The organism is Bacteroides sp. M10 (genome assembly GCF_014334015.1).
In the GTDB taxonomy this organism is placed as follows: domain Bacteria; phylum Bacteroidota; class Bacteroidia; order Bacteroidales; family Bacteroidaceae; genus Bacteroides; species Bacteroides intestinigallinarum.
This window is the reverse complement of sequence record NZ_CP060488.1, coordinates 4,899,185-4,917,066: the sequence shown is the minus strand read 5'-3', so window position 1 is coordinate 4,917,066 and position 17,882 is coordinate 4,899,185. Positions and strand designations below refer to the sequence as shown.

At 41.1% G+C, this 17,882-nt stretch carries 9 protein-coding genes and 1 riboswitch; of the genes, 3 read left to right on the top strand and 6 right to left on the bottom strand.

Going from position 1 to position 17,882, the window contains the following annotated elements; all coding sequences use genetic code 11:
- Positions 1–34: 34 nt before the first annotated feature.
- Positions 35–3,343, bottom strand: coding sequence for a glycosyl hydrolase (locus tag H8796_RS17850; protein ID WP_117933719.1), 3,309 nt, complete (start codon positions 3,341–3,343; stop codon positions 35–37).
- Between the two features lie 513 nt (positions 3,344–3,856).
- Positions 3,857–5,380, bottom strand: coding sequence for a TlpA disulfide reductase family protein (locus H8796_RS17845; protein ID WP_117933857.1), 1,524 nt, complete (start codon positions 5,378–5,380; stop codon positions 3,857–3,859).
- 172 nt (positions 5,381–5,552) lie between these two features.
- Positions 5,553–5,756, top strand: a riboswitch (cobalamin riboswitch).
- 61 nt (positions 5,757–5,817) lie between these two features.
- Between H8796_RS17845 and H8796_RS17840 the strand changes: the two genes are divergently transcribed.
- Both H8796_RS17840 and H8796_RS17835 read left to right on the top strand, forming a co-directional pair.
- Positions 5,818–8,337: a ribonucleoside-diphosphate reductase subunit alpha gene (locus H8796_RS17840; protein WP_117933717.1), complete on the top strand. Its 2,520-nt coding sequence runs from the start codon at positions 5,818–5,820 to the stop codon at positions 8,335–8,337.
- Positions 8,338–8,361: 24 nt separating this feature from the next.
- On the top strand, positions 8,362–9,411 hold the full coding sequence (locus H8796_RS17835) for a ribonucleotide-diphosphate reductase subunit beta (RefSeq protein ID WP_117933715.1): 1,050 nt from the start codon (positions 8,362–8,364) through the stop codon (positions 9,409–9,411).
- Positions 9,412–9,506: 95 nt separating this feature from the next.
- Here H8796_RS17835 and mgtA read toward each other — a convergent pair whose 3' ends face one another.
- From mgtA to H8796_RS17820, 3 genes are all read right to left on the bottom strand, one after another.
- Complete coding sequence (gene mgtA, locus H8796_RS17830) at positions 9,507–12,158, bottom strand: magnesium-translocating P-type ATPase (RefSeq protein WP_117933713.1); 2,652 nt, start codon at positions 12,156–12,158, stop codon at positions 9,507–9,509.
- A gap of 121 nt (positions 12,159–12,279) precedes the next feature.
- On the bottom strand, positions 12,280–13,647 hold the full coding sequence (locus H8796_RS17825; RefSeq protein ID WP_007760251.1) for a HAMP domain-containing sensor histidine kinase: 1,368 nt from the start codon (positions 13,645–13,647) through the stop codon (positions 12,280–12,282).
- Positions 13,644–14,330, bottom strand: a complete 687-nt coding sequence (locus H8796_RS17820; protein ID WP_029425865.1) for a response regulator transcription factor — start codon at positions 14,328–14,330, stop codon at positions 13,644–13,646. The genes H8796_RS17825 and H8796_RS17820 overlap by 4 nt, the downstream gene beginning before the upstream one ends.
- Before the next feature lie 179 nt (positions 14,331–14,509).
- On the opposite strand from H8796_RS17820, the gene H8796_RS17815 reads away from it, so the two are divergent.
- On the top strand, positions 14,510–14,923 hold the full coding sequence (locus H8796_RS17815) for an ACT domain-containing protein (protein WP_117933711.1): 414 nt from the start codon (positions 14,510–14,512) through the stop codon (positions 14,921–14,923).
- Positions 14,924–15,007: 84 nt separating this feature from the next.
- Here H8796_RS17815 and H8796_RS17810 read toward each other — a convergent pair whose 3' ends face one another.
- Positions 15,008–17,857 (bottom strand): glycoside hydrolase family 2 TIM barrel-domain containing protein, encoded by a 2,850-nt coding sequence (locus H8796_RS17810; RefSeq protein WP_117933709.1) that lies wholly within the window; start codon positions 17,855–17,857, stop codon positions 15,008–15,010.
- Positions 17,858–17,882 lie beyond the last annotated feature (25 nt).

Genomic DNA, 17,882 nt, shown 5'->3' with positions numbered 1-17,882 from the left:
TATATCTTCTTATTTTAATCCGTGCTAACCTGTGTTAATCTATGGTGAAACTCAAAGGGCCGAGTAATCCTGCCGGAAGCAGCTCGTTTTCCTGTTTCCGGTATTTTGCATTGGTCCAAATGACTTCAAATGGTGCTTTTCCTTCATCAGCTCCTTTCAGTGCATTCGCCCAAGTGTTCGTAACCTCTATTTCAAGTGTATTGATTCCTTTTTTTAGAGCAGTTGTAATATCAACACGATAAGGAGCTGTCCAAATGGTACCACAGTCTATGCCATTCACACGGACAGTTGCCAAATTACAAACCGTACCCAAATTCAGATAAATCTGTTGGCCTTTTTTTAGTTTGTTCTTCCAGCGGAAAGTCGTCTTATAAGTAGCTGTCCCCGAATAATAACGTATCTGTTCGTCCGACTCTTTGCTCCAGTCGAAAAGTTCTTTCCGTGTGAGCGTTTTCTTGTTAGCTGCAAAAGTTATCGTATATTCCTCTGCTTCCAGAGCTATATTTAAAGGCTCTTTGGCTACCTCCTTTTTCTCTTTCTGTAGTCTTGAGGAGTCCTCTCCATAACCTTCATGCGCTCCCTCCATAGGATATACGATGAATACGGACTCATAAGGAGCCAATGTGAGAGTAACTTCCGTCCGATTTCCGTTGATACGGTAAGAAGGACGGCTGTTCATTTCACCCGTCACCGGATTCCAACATTCCGGTTTTCTATCGTTGATACGCATACTTGCGGTAAATGTGCGTGTTTCTTCTCTTTGATTGGCGATAAAGTAAAGTTCGCCAAGTTCACCACGACGATGTGTCCAGGCAATATCTTCCGGTACAATCATGTCACGTTCCAACCCATATACGGAGAAATCATCCGCTGTATAAGGCAAAGAAGGTATCAATACACCCGCTTCTTTTAATTCATTGATCTTCTTCTGCACTTCCGAAGATAATACAGGTTCGGGATTCATCGGACGTGCAAGAGGAATTACCAATGCTTTATAGCTGGCTCCACCCGGCAGTGTCATTCTGCCGTCTTCCACTTTGGTCAAACGTAGTAATGCGTCTTTATTAAAACTATCATAAGCGTATCCGCAAAGTGGATTCACCCATTTTTCGGGATCAGCCATATTGGCTGAATGTGTGACGCCTACCGGACGCACACGCAAAGGTTGTCCCTCATTCGCCAAACGAATGCGTTCGCTTTCTACACGTTCCGCACCGAAAATTCCCGGAAGGGACGGAACCAATCGTTCCGGCAATATCGAACGTCTTGGTATTTCTTCACCTGTAAATACTGCAATATCTGTCACCGGATGTCCATATTGCAATAATGCCTGACAACGGGTAGCATATTCGGAAAATGCTTTTGCACCTTTATCCCACCAAGTCTGATCGCGTTGGAAGAAAAGTCCGATGCCATCCAATGTCATGCCGGGTTTGCGATCCAGCCAGGGATTATGTACATATACGTGATAGAAAAGACGATTGATTCCTAATGCGTAATTACGATCCAGCAAGGCTTTCAACATAGCAGGATATTCGTCCCACGTGCCGCGTACTTCGGTGAATCCTTCAGCCTGAATGATGTTCTTTCCGTAGATATGTGCCCCGCTAATAGCATCCAGCATATCATTCGGTTTATCATGGGTAGGGCTGTTCAGCCAAAATTCTCCCATAGGAAGATCTACCTTTTGGTAATGCAGCAAGCCATCGCTTACCATGGTCGGTGCTACACACTCCGCTGAAAACTGACAATCATATTCTTTGGCACAATCTGCCAATACCTGATAGAATACATCCACCACCAATTCGGCAATCGTTGTACGGACATCTCGCAGAATCTTTTCGCTTCGTTCTGCACTTTCCATAGGAATACCTGCCAATAGTGGTAAATAAGGCATCAGGTCATAACCACGACGTTTCTGAAATTCTGCAGCGAAATTTGGATTCCAGTTCTGGCTTCCACATTCCCAACTATCTACATGCATATATTTCAATACACGGCGTGCTACTTCCGGATTCGTCTTTACAAATGCTTGTGCAAACCAGTTATCAAACTGTTTTCGCACCGTTTTCGGATCGAACTTATCACATTCCAAGCCCTTTCCGCCACCAGCTGTTGCATTGGTATGTCCGGTAGCTGTATGTCCCATGCGGAGCAATTTCCATTTACCTTTAGGGAGAACAGCTGTGATTGTTTTCTCTTTAGAATGACTAGCCGGGGCATTCTTATATTGTTCCGTCAGATTAATAACCTGTGAAAGTGAATAGCAATCCTCCTTTCCTACCTCCTCTTCCCTGGTAGATTCAGCAACACGCCATACCAGTCCGGCTTTTCCTTCCCACTGATTCAAACGGGCTTCCTGATGTAGGCGCAATTGTTTGATCTTCAGATTAGGTTTCCATTTTGCGGCATCCATATCTTCACTTCCCGGTTCACTTCCCTCGGGTGTCCAGTAGAAACGGAAATAACGGGCTGTAGTTGCGGGAATACTATGAGTAGAATTTTCATCTGTATTTTGCCATCCCTGACGGGCAGGGACTAGCTGTTTCACGAAACGATAATTTACGCCATCGTCACTTGCCATTACTTTCAGGCGATGTGCCTGATAATTATTGCCATTTAAAACGATTTCTATATTTCGGCAGGTAAAAGGCTGTTTATATTCATATTGAATATAGCATGGATACGAAGAACGGATAACGCCTGCCGCATCCATATTCACTGTTTGAGCAGATTTTACATTGTTCGCTGTTGCTAAGTTTACGCAAGTGATCTTTGCGGGCATTTCGTCTGCTGTATCCTCTACCGGTAAAGCAAATAGCGCAATATCTTCATAATAGTTTTCATAAGCTTCCGGCTGTGGCAGACGTAATGCATTGAGCTTTCCACCATCAACGATTGTATCGCTCCAAACAACTTTCTGCATTGATTCTTTCGGAGTAATCCAGGGACCTCCCGCCAATGCAAAACCGTCACAAATATGCATTCCCAGTTTCAACCCTAAACGGTCGGCTTCCTCCATGCTGAAACGCACCATTTCCCACCATTCAGGAGTCAACTGCTGTGCCTTGCCGTTATATTGTGCACCTTCACTAACCCCTTTGATCGGCATCAGATAAGTACCTCCGAGTCCTGCATGTTTCATCGCTTCCAAATCGGCAGTTATTCCTTCTTTGGATACAGCACCATACATCCAGTACCAAAAGGTCCAAGGCTTCGCTTCGTCAGACGGATTCTGAAATTGGTCGCGAAGGGAGCGTGTTTGTTGTGCATCAGCGGGACATACAGCTGTCCATGCCAATAAAGAGAATGCAAATATTTGTTGTTTCAGTCGGCTTTTCATTCCAATACTATATTTTTTCTATAATGAAGACGAAAAAAGGACTGTTTTGTACTCACTATTTGTAGTTGAGATTAGAAAAGATGTAGAAGAATGGTTGTTTGTTTTTACATATATCATTCAGCACATCAACCATCAATATTGAAAGATCAGAATATTACTACCAGTTTTGTCTCTGGATTTTAGGGAATCATCCGTTTCTTTAAAAGAAACATGTTGTTCCTCGGTGAGAAACGGGTCGTTCCTTTTAAAGGAACGACCCGTTGGTTTTAAACCAAAAACAGTAAAAATAAAGTGTTGTATATCAACTTATTACAAAAAAAGAATTCCGTATCGATAACCTGGAAATTTTTCTCAACATTCAAAATAGAATTTAAAACTTAAAAGGACGATTTATACAGACTTTTTTATTACAAAGATTTAAAAAACTATGGTTAAATTAAGCTGTATCTGGAGAAATACACGCATATCCAATATAAACAGCGTATTTAATTATACAAAAGGAATATTATCCATCTACTGCTTAACAATTTCCTCAATTCTCAATAACAGGTTAGGATTACTTGGACGAGCAGCAGTGCCATAATCAATGATTTGTCCTTTTCTGTTTATCAAGATATAATATGGCAATCTATTAATTTTGAACTGTTTGGTAATCTTCTGATAATTCTCTAGTCCAATATAATCAGTAGCATAGACACATTCTATATCATGATTCTTCATCGAGTATTTATCTAAACACAATTCCCATTGCTTTTTGGTATCATTACCGCCGGAACAAATGGAATAAATAATCAAATCCTTCGTAGAATATTGGCTGCGCAACTTCTTCAAGGGTTCCATCTCTGCCAAGCAAGGCGGACAAGTTGTAGCCCAAAAATCGAAATAAATAACTTTTCCCCGGTTTTCTTCAAGTATCTTATATATGCTCTCCATATACGACATTGGAGTTAACGTATTTGAACTTTCATTGTATTTGCCATACAACAAATTATCAGAAACAGACTGTGGATTCTCCAAGAACGCTTTAGTTTGCCTGTACATCTGTGCTATTTGTCCCTGCAAATGAGGTATTTTTACGATTGAGTCAAATTGCGAACGCTTCCTTGAGAGGGAAATTGTATCATTAGCTTCAAGGCTATTAGCTGTAACTTTAGTATATAGATATTGATTCAATTCATTTTCTCCTATTTCGGACATAATATCATCTATCGTTGGGTATTCTTTGTTTTTAAGAACCATTCCTGTAGGAATATAATTTTCTATCCAATCGACTATATCAAACAAGCGGGCTGATAATATTCCTTTTTTATATAATTTATTGATTTCGGGCAACAGCGTGTGATATCGTGCGAACTCTTTTCTTGTTCGATATTGACATTGGCTCGCATAAACCAGGATCGTATAATAGTAATCCTGTTTCAGTAATTCCTCCGTAAACATGACGACATCTTGCATAGGCTTGTATTTCTGCAAATATTCGGCCCTGCGTTCTAAACGTGTATTATATTCTTTCTTTAGCTCTGCTTCAAAATCCTCGACACTCAAATCATTCCTGATACCATAGTCACGCATATAATAATATCCGCTTTCTGTAAAAGCCAATATCTCCTGATTCAATTTTTCCGCATCACCTGTTACTTTAGGATGAAACATATCCTTGAAATCAATCTCTAAATGGATACTGTCACCCGGATGCACATATAAATGCTCTGCATAGTTACGAATAGAAACCTCCCGTATTTTAGCATAAACAGGAAAAGTAAAATAGAAAGAACCATCCTCTTGAATGGGAGTACGGTACTGATTTTCCATATCTCTGAAAAATGGAATAATAAGTGTCAGTTCTTTTTCTTGTGGATAAAATTCACGGTTCAAAACTTTACCTGTGATAATAATCTCTTCAGCATATTCTTCCGGAAAATCATAAACGGTTTCTGTCTGATTGGAAATATCCGGCTGAAAGTTACTTTGCACTTTTTGCCGACAACTAATAAATAATATAAATATCGGCAAAAAAACGAATAGGCAGTGTTTCATTCTCATAGGGTGTTATTTGTGTATTAATAAATACTTACTTTGCGAATATAGTCATTAAATTCAGCATTTTACATCGTATCCTGTTAAATAAACCTTTACTACACAATTAGCAGATAATGCAAAATGATATTATATAAAACGGAAACAATATTGTATTAATTACAATTTTTATTATCTTTGTTTCCGAATCGGTTCCGGATGACCTTTCGGTTGTTTTGGATTAAAAGGGAACCGGGTGTAAATCCCGGACAGTCCCGCTGCTGTGAATCTCTATAACTTTCTGATAAAGACTTTTGCCACTGGCTGTGAATTGTAGGCCGGGAAGGGATCAGGAAGGGAGTTAGTCAGAAGACCTGCCATTCATTAAAGACTGTTTCTACTCGTGGGATTAGGGATACAGTTCGAAACTATACAACAACATATTTTATAAAGTTCTCATGCAAATAACCAAAAGAAATGGGACGACGGAATCCTATAACAGGGAGAAAATTGCCGTTGCAATTAAAAAAAGCTTCGCCAGTACAGGCCAGGAAATAATAGAAGAAACCATTCAGGAAATGGTGAATGAAGTAGAACAGTTTGTACATAGTAATAGTGCAAACTGCAATGTGGAGCGCATACAGGATGAAGTGGAACGCTGCCTGATGGAGCATGGCTTTTATGCAGAAGCTAAAAACTATATTCTCTATCGCTGGCAACGCACGGAGCGCAGAAAAGCGATCAACGATATCACCACAGGGACGGGCAATCCACAAATAATGGATGTGCTAAAGGAAATACAGAAAGACTTTACCAGTAATGAATATAGTCTGACTGTGTTGGCGGAAAAGTTCTCCAGTTTCTGCAAACCGGAAATGTCGTCAGACGAACGCTTGTCGGCACTCGTCAAAGCTGCGGTAGAACTGACCACGCAGGAAGCACCGGACTGGGAGTTTATAGCCGCACGGTTACTCAACTTTCAACTGACAGAAAAGCAGGAAAAACAGGCAAGAATTTCAGATATACATTCATTCTATGAGAAATTACGTTATCTAACGAATGAAGGTTTATATGGCAGCTATATCCTGGATTCTTATTCACAACAGGAAATAGAAGAAGCTGCAGGATTTATCTGTCCGGAAAGGGATAAACTGTTTAATTATTCAGGGCTGGACCTGCTCTCCAAACGTTACCTGATCCGTACTCACTCACACGAACCTATGGAGTCTGTGCAGGAAATGTACTTGGGGATAGCTTTACATCTTGCCATGCCGGAGAAACGCGATCGGTTGCAATGGGTAAGAAAGTTCTATGACTTATTGAGCAAGCTGGAAGTAACAATGGCAACTCCTACCCTTTCCAATGCCCGTAAACCTTATCATCAACTTTCCAGTTGTTTTATTGATACGGTGCCTGACAGTTTGGAAGGCATTTACCGCAGTATAGACAATTTTGCCATGGTCAGCAAGTTTGGTGGAGGTATGGGAATGTATTTCGGGAAGGTGCGTGCTGCGGGTGGAAACATCCGAGGTTTCAAAGGTGTGGCAGGTGGAGTAATCCGATGGATGAAACTCGTGAATGATACTGCCGTAGCCGTCGATCAGTTAGGAATGCGTCAGGGGGCTGTAGCTGTATATCTGGATGTATGGCATAAAGACTTGCCGGAATTTCTTCAACTCCGTACGAATAATGGGGATGACCGCATGAAAGCTCATGATATATTTCCCTCCGTATGCTATCCGGACTTGTTCTGGCAAATGGCAAAAGAAGATTTGAATAAGCAGTGGTATTTGTTCTGTCCGAATGAGATTATGACTATCAAAGAATATTGTCTGGAAGATTATTACGGGGAAGAATGGGAAAAGAGGTATTGGGATTGCGTGAATGATCCACGTCTTTCCAGACGAACTATTAGCATCAAGGATATAGTCAGACTGGTATTGAGATCGGCTGTAGAAACAGGTACTCCTTTTACATTCAACCGGGATATAGTGAATCGTGCCAATCCGAATGCTCATCAGGGGATTATCTATTGCTCAAACCTATGCACGGAAATCGCACAGAACATGTCGGCTATTGAATCGGTTTCTACCGAAGTTCGTACTGAAGATGGTGACACGGTAGTAGTAAAGACGGTTCGCCCCGGAGATTTCGTCGTGTGCAATCTTGCCAGTCTTTCTCTCGGGCATCTACCGTTGGAGGATGAAGAATTGATGAAAGAAAAGGTAGCAACAGTGGTTCGTGCGCTTGACAATGTTATCGACCTGAACTTCTACCCTATTCCTTATGCTCAAATAACCAATCATCGTTATCGTAGTATCGGTCTTGGAGTTAGCGGTTATCACCATGCACTTGCCATACGGGGAATTCGTTGGGAAAGTGAAGAACATCTTAACTTTATAGATAAAGTGTTTGAACGTATCAATTATGCCGCGATAGAAGCCAGTGCAGAACTGGCAAAAGAAAAAGGAAGATATACCTATTTCGAGGGAAGTGATTGGCAGACCGGAGATTATTTCACCAAACGCGGCTATACTTCATCTGCCTGGAAGGAACTATCGGAAAAAGTGGCTAATTACGGCATGCGCAATGCTTATCTATTAGCTATTGCTCCAACCAGCAGTACCAGTATTATTGCCGGAACCACTGCCGGAACCGATCCGGTGATGAAACGTTTCTTTCTGGAAGAGAAGAAAGGGGCCATGCTTCCACGGGTAGCTCCGTCCTTGTCGGACAAGACATTCTGGATATACAAAGGTGCATATCTGATTGACCAGACATGGAGTATTCGTGCTGCCGGTATTCGTCAGCTGCACATTGACCAGTCACAAAGTCTAAATCTTTATATTACCAATGATTTTACAATGAAACAGGTACTTAATCTCTACCTATTAGCTTGGGAATGTGGAGTGAAAACGGTCTATTATGTCCGCAGTAAATCCTTGGAAGTGGAAGAATGTGAAAGTTGTGCATCATAAGAAATCAAAAATAAATAAAAACAAATGGGAACTATAAAACTAAAAAAGAACGCCTTATTCAATCCGTCGGGCGATACTGAAACCCGCCTTAGAAAAATGATTGGTGGAAATACAACAAATCTGAATGATTTCAATAATATGCGGTATAAATGGGTAAGCGACTGGTATCGCCAAGCCATGAATAACTTCTGGATACCGGAAGAAATCAATCTGACGCAGGATATTAAAGATTATCCGCGTCTGGATCAGACAGAACGGACTGCCTATGATAAGATTTTGAGCTTTCTTGTATTCCTGGACTCCTTGCAGAGCAACAACCTGCCAACTATCAGTGAATATATCACGGCCAATGAGGTGAACCTTTGTCTGCATATACAAGCTTTTCAGGAGTGTGTGCACAGTCAGAGTTACAGCTATATGCTCGATTCGATATGCAGTCCCGAAAAACGGAATGAAATTCTCTATCAATGGAAAACTGACGAGCATCTATTGAAAAGGAATACTTTCATAGGTAACTGCTATAATGAGTTTCAGGAAAGCCAGGATGGATATACGCTCATGAAAACGTTGATTGCCAACTATATTTTGGAGGGTATCTATTTCTACAGTGGCTTCATGTTCTTTTATAATTTGAGTCGTAACGGAAAGATGTCCGGTTCGGCACAGGAAATCCGTTACATCAACCGGGATGAGAATACTCATCTTTGGCTTTTCCGTAATATAATCCTGGAACTGAAAAAAGAAGAACCCGAATTGTTCACTCCGGACAGAGTAAAGGTATATGAAGCAATGATGCGTGAGGGAGTGGAACAGGAAATTGCCTGGGGACAATATGTGATAGGTAATCATATTCAGGGACTTAATGAGCAAATGATTGCTGATTATATCCATTATCTGGGTAATCTTCGCTGGAGCAGTCTGGGGTATGGCATCTTGTATGAAGACAATCAAAAGGAACCTGAAAGTATGCGTTGGGTATCGCAATATTCAAATGCCAATATGGTGAAAACAGATTTCTTTGAAGCCAAAAGTACAGCTTATGCCAAGAGTACGGCTCTTGAGGATGATTTGTAATTGTCTGTTTTCCGGACTTAATTCATAATAAAGGGTCTGTAAACATAGAGTTTCCTATGTTACAGACCCTTTTTCTTTATGCTGCATTGATTCTCTTATAGCCAACGTACAAACTTCCTGATATACCAGTTCTTTACTATTTGCGTCAGAATACAGTAAGAAAGCAAAATTCCAATCAGCCAGGGGAAATAGCTCAAAGGAAGAGCTGTCAACCCGATGGAACGTCCGAAAGCGGTGAAAGGAATAAGAATACCTATTGCCATGATTAAGAATGTCAGCCCCATTACAGGCCATGTGGCGCGGCTTTGTATGAACGGTATCTTACGGGTACGTATCATGTGGACAATCAATGTCTGTGATAACAAACCTTCTACAAACCATCCGGTCTGAAACAGTGTTTGATGTTCGGGACTGTTACAGCTGAACACATACCACATGACCAGATAAGTAATAATATCGAAGATGGAACTGATAGGCCCTATATAAATCATAAAACGACTTAGATCGGACGCATCCCATTTACGGGGTTTCTTCAGGAACTCCGGGTCCATACGGTCAAATGGAATGGTTGTCTGCGATATGTCATACAGTAAGTTCTGAATCAACAGATGTATCGGCATCATAGGCAGAAACGGCAGGAATGCACTGGCGAACATCACACTGAACATATTACCAAAATTGGAACTGGCAGTCATCTTTATATACTTATTGATATTGCCAAATGTCTTTCTCCCTTCGAGCACTCCGTCTTCCAATACCATCAAATCTTTTTCCAACAGGATAATATCTGCGCTTTCTTTCGCTATATCCACTGCAGAATCGACAGATATGCCAATGTCTGACTGACGTAAGGCACCCGCATCATTGATTCCATCTCCTAAAAATCCTACTGTATTGCCCTGTTCCTGTAATAGAGAGATGATTTGTGTCTTCTGCAATGGAGTTAGTTTTGAAAATAAAGTGGTATTCTTTACCGCTTCTTTCAATACCGTTTCATCCATATTCTCTATTTCTATCCCGGTAAGAAAATGACTGGTGTCAATTCCGACCTGCCGGGCAATGGCTTTTACCACGATATCATTATCTCCCGATAATATTTTAACTGCTACTCCATGTGCATATAATTGTTCGATGGCTTCAACAGCAGAAGGCTTCGGAGGATCAAGAAAGGCAAGATACCCGATCAGTACCATTTCTTTTTCATCTTCGATGGCAAAATTACAATCTTTCTCGATAAAACTTTTTTGGGAGACTGCCAATACTCTCATTCCCTGCTGATTCATTTCTTCACTAATCATCTTTGCTTTGATTTTCAAAGCATCAGTCAAGGGATGAATCTGCCCGTTGAACTCGGCATAGGAACAGACGTCGAGAATCTCTTCTACCGCTCCTTTAGTAATGATCTGCCGTTTTCCTTGCTTGTCTTCTATCACAACAGACATTCTTCTGCGTGTAAAGTCGAAAGGTATTTCATCCACTTTGGTGTAGTCATCTTTCAAATGTTCCAGATTCAGATCTCTTACATGAGAAAGAATCGCTTTATCCATCAGATTTCTTAAACCGGTCTGGAAATAACTGTTAAAGTAGGCATGACGAAGAATACGTTTACTGTTGTCGTTACTACCATCTGCATTGATATATTTCTCCAGCACGATTTTATCGCAAGTCAATGTACCGGTTTTATCAGTACAGAGTATGTCCATTGCTCCAAAATTCTGAATAGCATTGAGATTCTTTACTATTGTTTTCTTTTTGGACATGGCTATCGCTCCTTTAGAAAGGTTGGCAGTCACAATCATTGGCAACATTTCCGGGGTAAGCCCCACTGCAACGGATATGGCAAAAATGAAAGCCTCGAACCAGTCTCCTTTCGTGAAACCATTCACGAAAAACACAAATGGAACCATTACCAGCATAAAGCGAATCAACAAGAAGCTGACTTTACTAATACCTTTATCAAAAGCTGTAGTGGCACGGTGTCCAACCAGACTTTTTGCAATCGTACCCAGATATGTTTTATTCCCTGTTTCATAAACAATACCTTTTGCTGCGCCACTTATCACATTGGAACCCATATAACAAATATTGTCCAACTCTATGACGCTTCCTTTCCGAAATTGCTGGCTCTGTATCTCCGGAAACTTCTCTATCGGCTCGGACTCTCCTGTCAATGAAGCCTGACTGATAAACAAGTCTTTTGAATCGATGATCCGAATATCAGCGGGAACCATATCCCCGGCAGCCAGATACACAATATCCCCCGGAACGAGTTCCGTGATATCAATCTCTTCTTCCTGTTCACCGGCACGTTTGGCAAGACAGGTGTTCTTTACCATCTTCATTAAAGAATCCGTAGCTTCACTTGCTCGCCATTCCTGCCAGAAACGCAGGATAGCGCTGAATATCACCATGGATGAGATAATGATTACTCCTGTCCATTCCTGTTCTCCGGGTTCGGCCATCAGTACATCCAGAAACAAGGATATAATGGCAAGTCCGGTCAGAACACCAATAAAAGGATTGATAAACGTTTTGATAAACAGTATAAACGGGTTCTTTTTTTGTTCATGGACCACTTCGTTTCTTCCATAGATGGACTGTCGCTCTTGCACTTCTCCCAGCGTTAATCCAAGCTTTGTTGTCTGCAAGTATGAATAGATTGACTTACCGGGTTGTGTGGCAACCAAAAATACTTTCTCTGAATTGAATGTGTACTGTGATGAACGCAGTTTTTTCTTCCATACCATACTCTCTAATTTTTTTTAAGTTACTAACTGCATTTATTAATTCGATGCAAAAGTAAGAAGGACTTCACAAGGAAGCTGTTAGAGAATGATTAGAGTGGTATTAGAAAACGATTAGAATTTCTTAGATATGCGGGAGTTTTACCACAAAGGTAGTGCCCTCATCCTTATGGGAAGATACGGTAAGTTCGCCTTTGTGAAGGTGAATAATCTTTTGTGTCAGGGTCATGCCTATACCATTTCCGGGAGCAATATTCTTGTTTTCTCCACGATAAAACAGTTTAAACAGGTTTTCCTTATCTGCATCGGACATTCCTACACCATTATCGGATAAGCGAATGATTGCCCATTGTTCCCAATAGGCGATCAGGACTGATGAAGTCCGGTTGGAAGAATATTTGCAGTTATTCTCTACCAGATTTACAAAGGCGGTAGTCAGCAGATAGCTGTTTCCGATGACTGTCAGTACATTATCCTCTTCGGCTTCCTGTTCAAAGACTAATTCGATATGATAATCCGGATGCGCTTTCAATACCAGTTCTCTGGCATCCAGCAACAGTTCATCCAGACGGACCTCCTCCATTGTTATCTGTTCTGGCTGATAGTCGGCTTTTGCCAGGTTCAATAGTCCGTCGATCAGGTTTACAATTCGGTGGGAGTCTTGAAGAGCATTGCCAATAGCCATCTGATATTGTTCGGAGGTACGTTCTTTCAATAAAGCTAAATCCAATTCGGCTGTAAGGGCCGCCATGGGAGTACGCAATTCATGAGATACATTACTGACAAACATCTTCTGTGAGTTGAAAGACTTCTCCAGGCGTTCCAGTAGAGCATTGAATGTCGTACTTAATTCTCCCAGTTCATCCTGTTCATTTTTTACGGGCAGTCTTTTATCGATACGCGATGCGGTGATTTTCTCCGCTTCTTTGACAATGCTGCGTATTGGTTTTAAAGTGCTTCGAGACAGGATATAACCCACAATCACCAATACACTCAATCCTCCTATAAATGACAGGATGAGGATATTTCTTAGCGCATCCCGATTGGCGTATCCGTAACCATCATAGGCGGCAGCGGTGACAACATAATCTTTGCCTTCAAATGGATACACCAATCCTACTGCCTGATATTCGTCCACATAGAAATTGATATCCCTCTGTTTCAGAATTCGCTTTATCATCTCCGGTGTTTCCTTGACAATATCGTTCTGCAGTGCATCGTGATATAATATTTTAAAATCGGTTGTATAGACAGCAACTTCTACTTCATCAATAAACTTCTGATTATTTAGATAAATAGACTGCATAGTTTGCGCATCTACTTGATTTTTAAGGAATAAATGTGCTTTGGTTATAGCTTCACTTTGAAGATTACGAAAGAAAGCATTACTACGCGAATGTTCACTCACATAGTAGACGGCTATGACAAATATGAAGAATACCGCAGCTGTCAGCCCTGCATATTGTAGGGTCAGTGTTGTTCTGATTTTCATAACTTATCAGTCAGTATAAAACCCATTCCCGCTTTGGTATGAATAAGTTTTGGTTCAAAATCCCTGTCTATCTTCTTACGGAGATAGTTGATATATACATCTATGAAATTCGTTCCTGTATCAAAATGGGTGTTCCATACTTTTTCTGCTATTTCAACCCTGCTCAATACTCTTTCAGCATTTTCTACCATATATAACAGCAAGTTGTATTCCTTAGGAGAAAGTTTTATGGATATGCCGTTTCGTTCTACGTCCTTACGTTGAAGATCAATACGTAAATCTGCATAAACAAGTTCCTGTGGCAATTCCTGTGTATTGCCCGCCACACGTTTCAATAGTACTTTGATTCTGGCATTCAACTCTCTGAAATCAAAGGGTTTCACCATGTAATCGTCTGCACCGGCATCGAAACCGTCCAGTTTATCATTCGTTGATCCTAATGCCGTCAACATTAATATAGGGATATGGGGATTGGTTTTGCGAATTTCTTTCGCCAGTTCAAATCCGTCCATCTTGGGCAGAACAATGTCAGATATGACCAAATCGAATGTATGGGCCTGGAAAAGCCGTAACCCCATCAATCCGTCATAAGCCACCATTGCCTGATAACCATTTTCTTCCAGCCCGTTCATCAGCAAACTTGCAACTCTGGGTTCATCTTCTATTATTAGTATTGTGTACATAGGAAAGAATTCATTAATCTGGATATATAAAACGAAACAAAAATAATGATTATTCCTAACTTATAGTCTTTTTCCTTGAAAAATCGGTGAGAATAGATGTATAGACCACATTTCATAGGAAAGAACCTTGTAACCATTTTATATTTGTTATATTTGCGCTATCATCACAATTTGAGCTCATGTCAGGTATTAAAAAATTAGAGATATTATTATCCAACATAGAACCCGTATTGGATGAACGTGACTTTGTCTTTTGTTCTTTCCCACTATTTGATTGGGACAAGATTCGTGAATTAACCCCGATCGGATTTTTCCAGGAGAAAGAAGGTATGACTTTTATTCTTAATCAAAAAGATGCTATAAACAAAGGTATAGATTACCAATCTGTATATCGACTTATTACTCTCAATATACATTCAAGTTTGGACGCGGTAGGTTTAACAGCCGCCTTCTCTGCTAAACTTGCAGAGAAAAACATTAGTGCAAATGTGGTAGCAGCGTATTATCACGATCATATTTTTGTGCCTAAAGAAAGAGCAGAACAAGCATTGAACGCTATACTTGAACTTCAGCAGCAGGCACGAAGAGGCTAATACCTGTATAACATTTAATTCACTGATATGCATAAAATGATAAAGAGGTACTCAATATAACATGAGTACCTCTTTATCATTTATTTACATAAACCGGAAAACGATCCGTCCGGTTTGTGGACCATTTACCCATTTTGGTTGTGAAGAAGGACCACACAAATCGGTGGAGTTTACTTTATTACGTACCGGAGGAATCACATTCAGAAGAGAAATTCCACTCTCGGGAAGAGTATAAAGCAAACGGTCGCGACCGTCACGAGGCTGATATATTCCGACATAAGCATCAGGAGTTTCGTTTGTTAGGCTGATAATGCCCTCTTTCGTCCGGATATTCATCCAGGAAACATCGCCAAAATATCCTTTGAATTCGGGATAAGTGAAAGTTTCACCGGGAATAGGGTCGTTATAGTCGTTTTCCCATACATCGTATTGTGTGCCATGAATACGATTCTGCCATACACGATATGGTCCGGCTCCCAACCAGCGTTTACTGATTACCTGATCTTCCGGATAATCGAAACAAATACCCATTAAATCCACCACACCGGAGAAATTGTAGGTATAATCCAATACCAAATCCCCACTCGGGCTGATTGTCCATTGAGCTTTATCTAAATTACCCAGTTTGTAATTGGCGGTAACAATCAGATCACCTCCATCTTGTTTTACATCCAGTTTCGTAAATACGGCAGCATCGGGGAATTCGCTATATGTACGGTCTTTTTCTTTTGCTTTCTCATCATCATGGTTATAGAATTGATCCAATGAGCGGTCTGCACGACGGGCTCCAATGAAGCGGGGACCATTGGCGAAACTAATTTTACGATTATCTACAGATACTCCTTTTAATTGTCCGTCTTTCTTTGAGAAGATGAACGTACGCTTGTTCGCCTTCACTGTGAGATCATTTTCAGTTTCCGTATAGGTAGGACGGATGGATAAGAGGGAGATCGGTTCAGTTCGCTGGTTCAGTTTATCAACCGGGAAAGTCCAACGCCAAAGTTCATGACCGTATTTATCAATAGCTGTCAGGTAAAGAGCATCTGTATTGGCGAGGATATTTGTTTTTATATCCAAGACACCTGCCGAATGAGCAGCCACGTCACTACCCTGCACTTCTCCTTCTTTCAACACTTGAGCAGCGGTATTAGAAGCATCCGTTGCCTGTGGAAACTTCACTTGCTTCCAAAGGAAACGACAGGTATTCAGATTCAGATAATCATAACGGTTTTCTACGGAGAATTTGCCGTCAAATTGCCTGTCGATAGAAGTATTCATAATCTGTACAGGACTCCATAACTGCTTGATAGTATAGTAGCTACCCTCCTTTTCATGATGTGGTCCTACAATACCGTCTGCTCCAAAGTTTCCCTGATTGTCAATGAAGCCATCCATGTCCACACGCTTCACACCTTCGTCTGCCAATACCCAAAGGAAACCACCGATACAACGGGGATGCTTACGCATCATTTCCCAATAATCATATAATCCGGCACCATGACCTCCATCGTACAAACCATGCAAGAATTCTGTAGGCATAAAGATTTCCGGCAAACGCATATAGTTCTGGCTTTCTCCGTAAGAGCGGTAATGCATTGTTTCAAAACCGGAGAAATTGCCTTGTGGGTGAATAACCGGACGTTTCTGCGGGTCGTATTTATGAAACTCTCCGTCCAATTCGGTATTCCATCCTTTTTCATTACCATTGCTCCACCAGATAATAGACGGATGATTCACGTCACGTTCTATCATGCCTTCAATCAGACGTACTCCGGTGGGCGTATCATATTTGCCATGCCAGCCTCCCAATTCATCCATCACATAAAGTCCGAGAGAATCACAAGCTTCCAGAAATTCCGGGTCAGCCGGATAGTGGCTCAAACGAACAGAATTCATGTTCATGTCTTTCATTAAAAGAACATCTTCGATATTCTTCGCTTTACTCAATGTACGGCCACTTTCAGGACGGAAGCTATGGCGATTGACACCACGTACATTGATACGTACTCCGTTTATATAAAGTCCGTCGCTTTCACGTACTTCAATGGTACGGAAACCAAAGTTTTCCGTTTCACTATGCAGCACTTTACCGTCCTTATCCAACAGGGAGAATTGAGCTTTATAAAGATTCGGAGTTTCCGCAGTCCATAGTGCAGGGTTAGAGACATTCAGTTGCAGAGAAGTCCAGTCGCCACCCGCTTTTACAGGTACAGTGGTTTCCGCTAACTTCTTTCCTTTTTTATCCAGAATCTGTGTACGAATACTCATGCCGTCATTGGAGATATTGGTGTAGCAGTTGGCACGGAAAGATCCATCCATCTTTGCATCAATAGCAATATGTCGCAGGTTTACAGCAGGTTTCACCTCCAGGAATACCGGACGGAAGATACCTCCAAAATTCCAATAATCAGCACGACGTTCAGCCAGATTCACACTGGCATTTTCACTCTCTTTGGCAACAGTGACTTCCAACAGGTTTTTCTTACCATATTTCAGGAAATCCGTGACGTTATATGAAAAACGATAGAAAGCCCCCTGATGTTTGGAACCCACTTTGCGTCCATTCACTTTAACTTCCGTATCCGTCATTGAAGCCTCGAATACAAGATTCACCTGTTTGCTGCGGAATTTTTCCGGAACTTCAAACTCATACTTATACATACCTTTTTCATTGGCAACGCCTTCAGGGAATGGTTTACCATAGAAAGTGATTCCATACTGATAGGTGCCGAATCCTTGCAGCTCCCAGCAGGAAGGTACACCGATTTTCGTCCATTTCCCGGAATTGCGTCCGTCGGTACAAAAGAAGTCCCATTCAACCATGTCGTCGCATCCGTGACCGGAGAGATATTGCCTTTCCGTTTGTGGAAGGTTTTGAGCAGCCAAGGTAGTTGCCAACGCTAAAGTTGATAATAAAGTGGTTACTTTTTTCATTGTTACTTTTATAATTGTGTTAGTT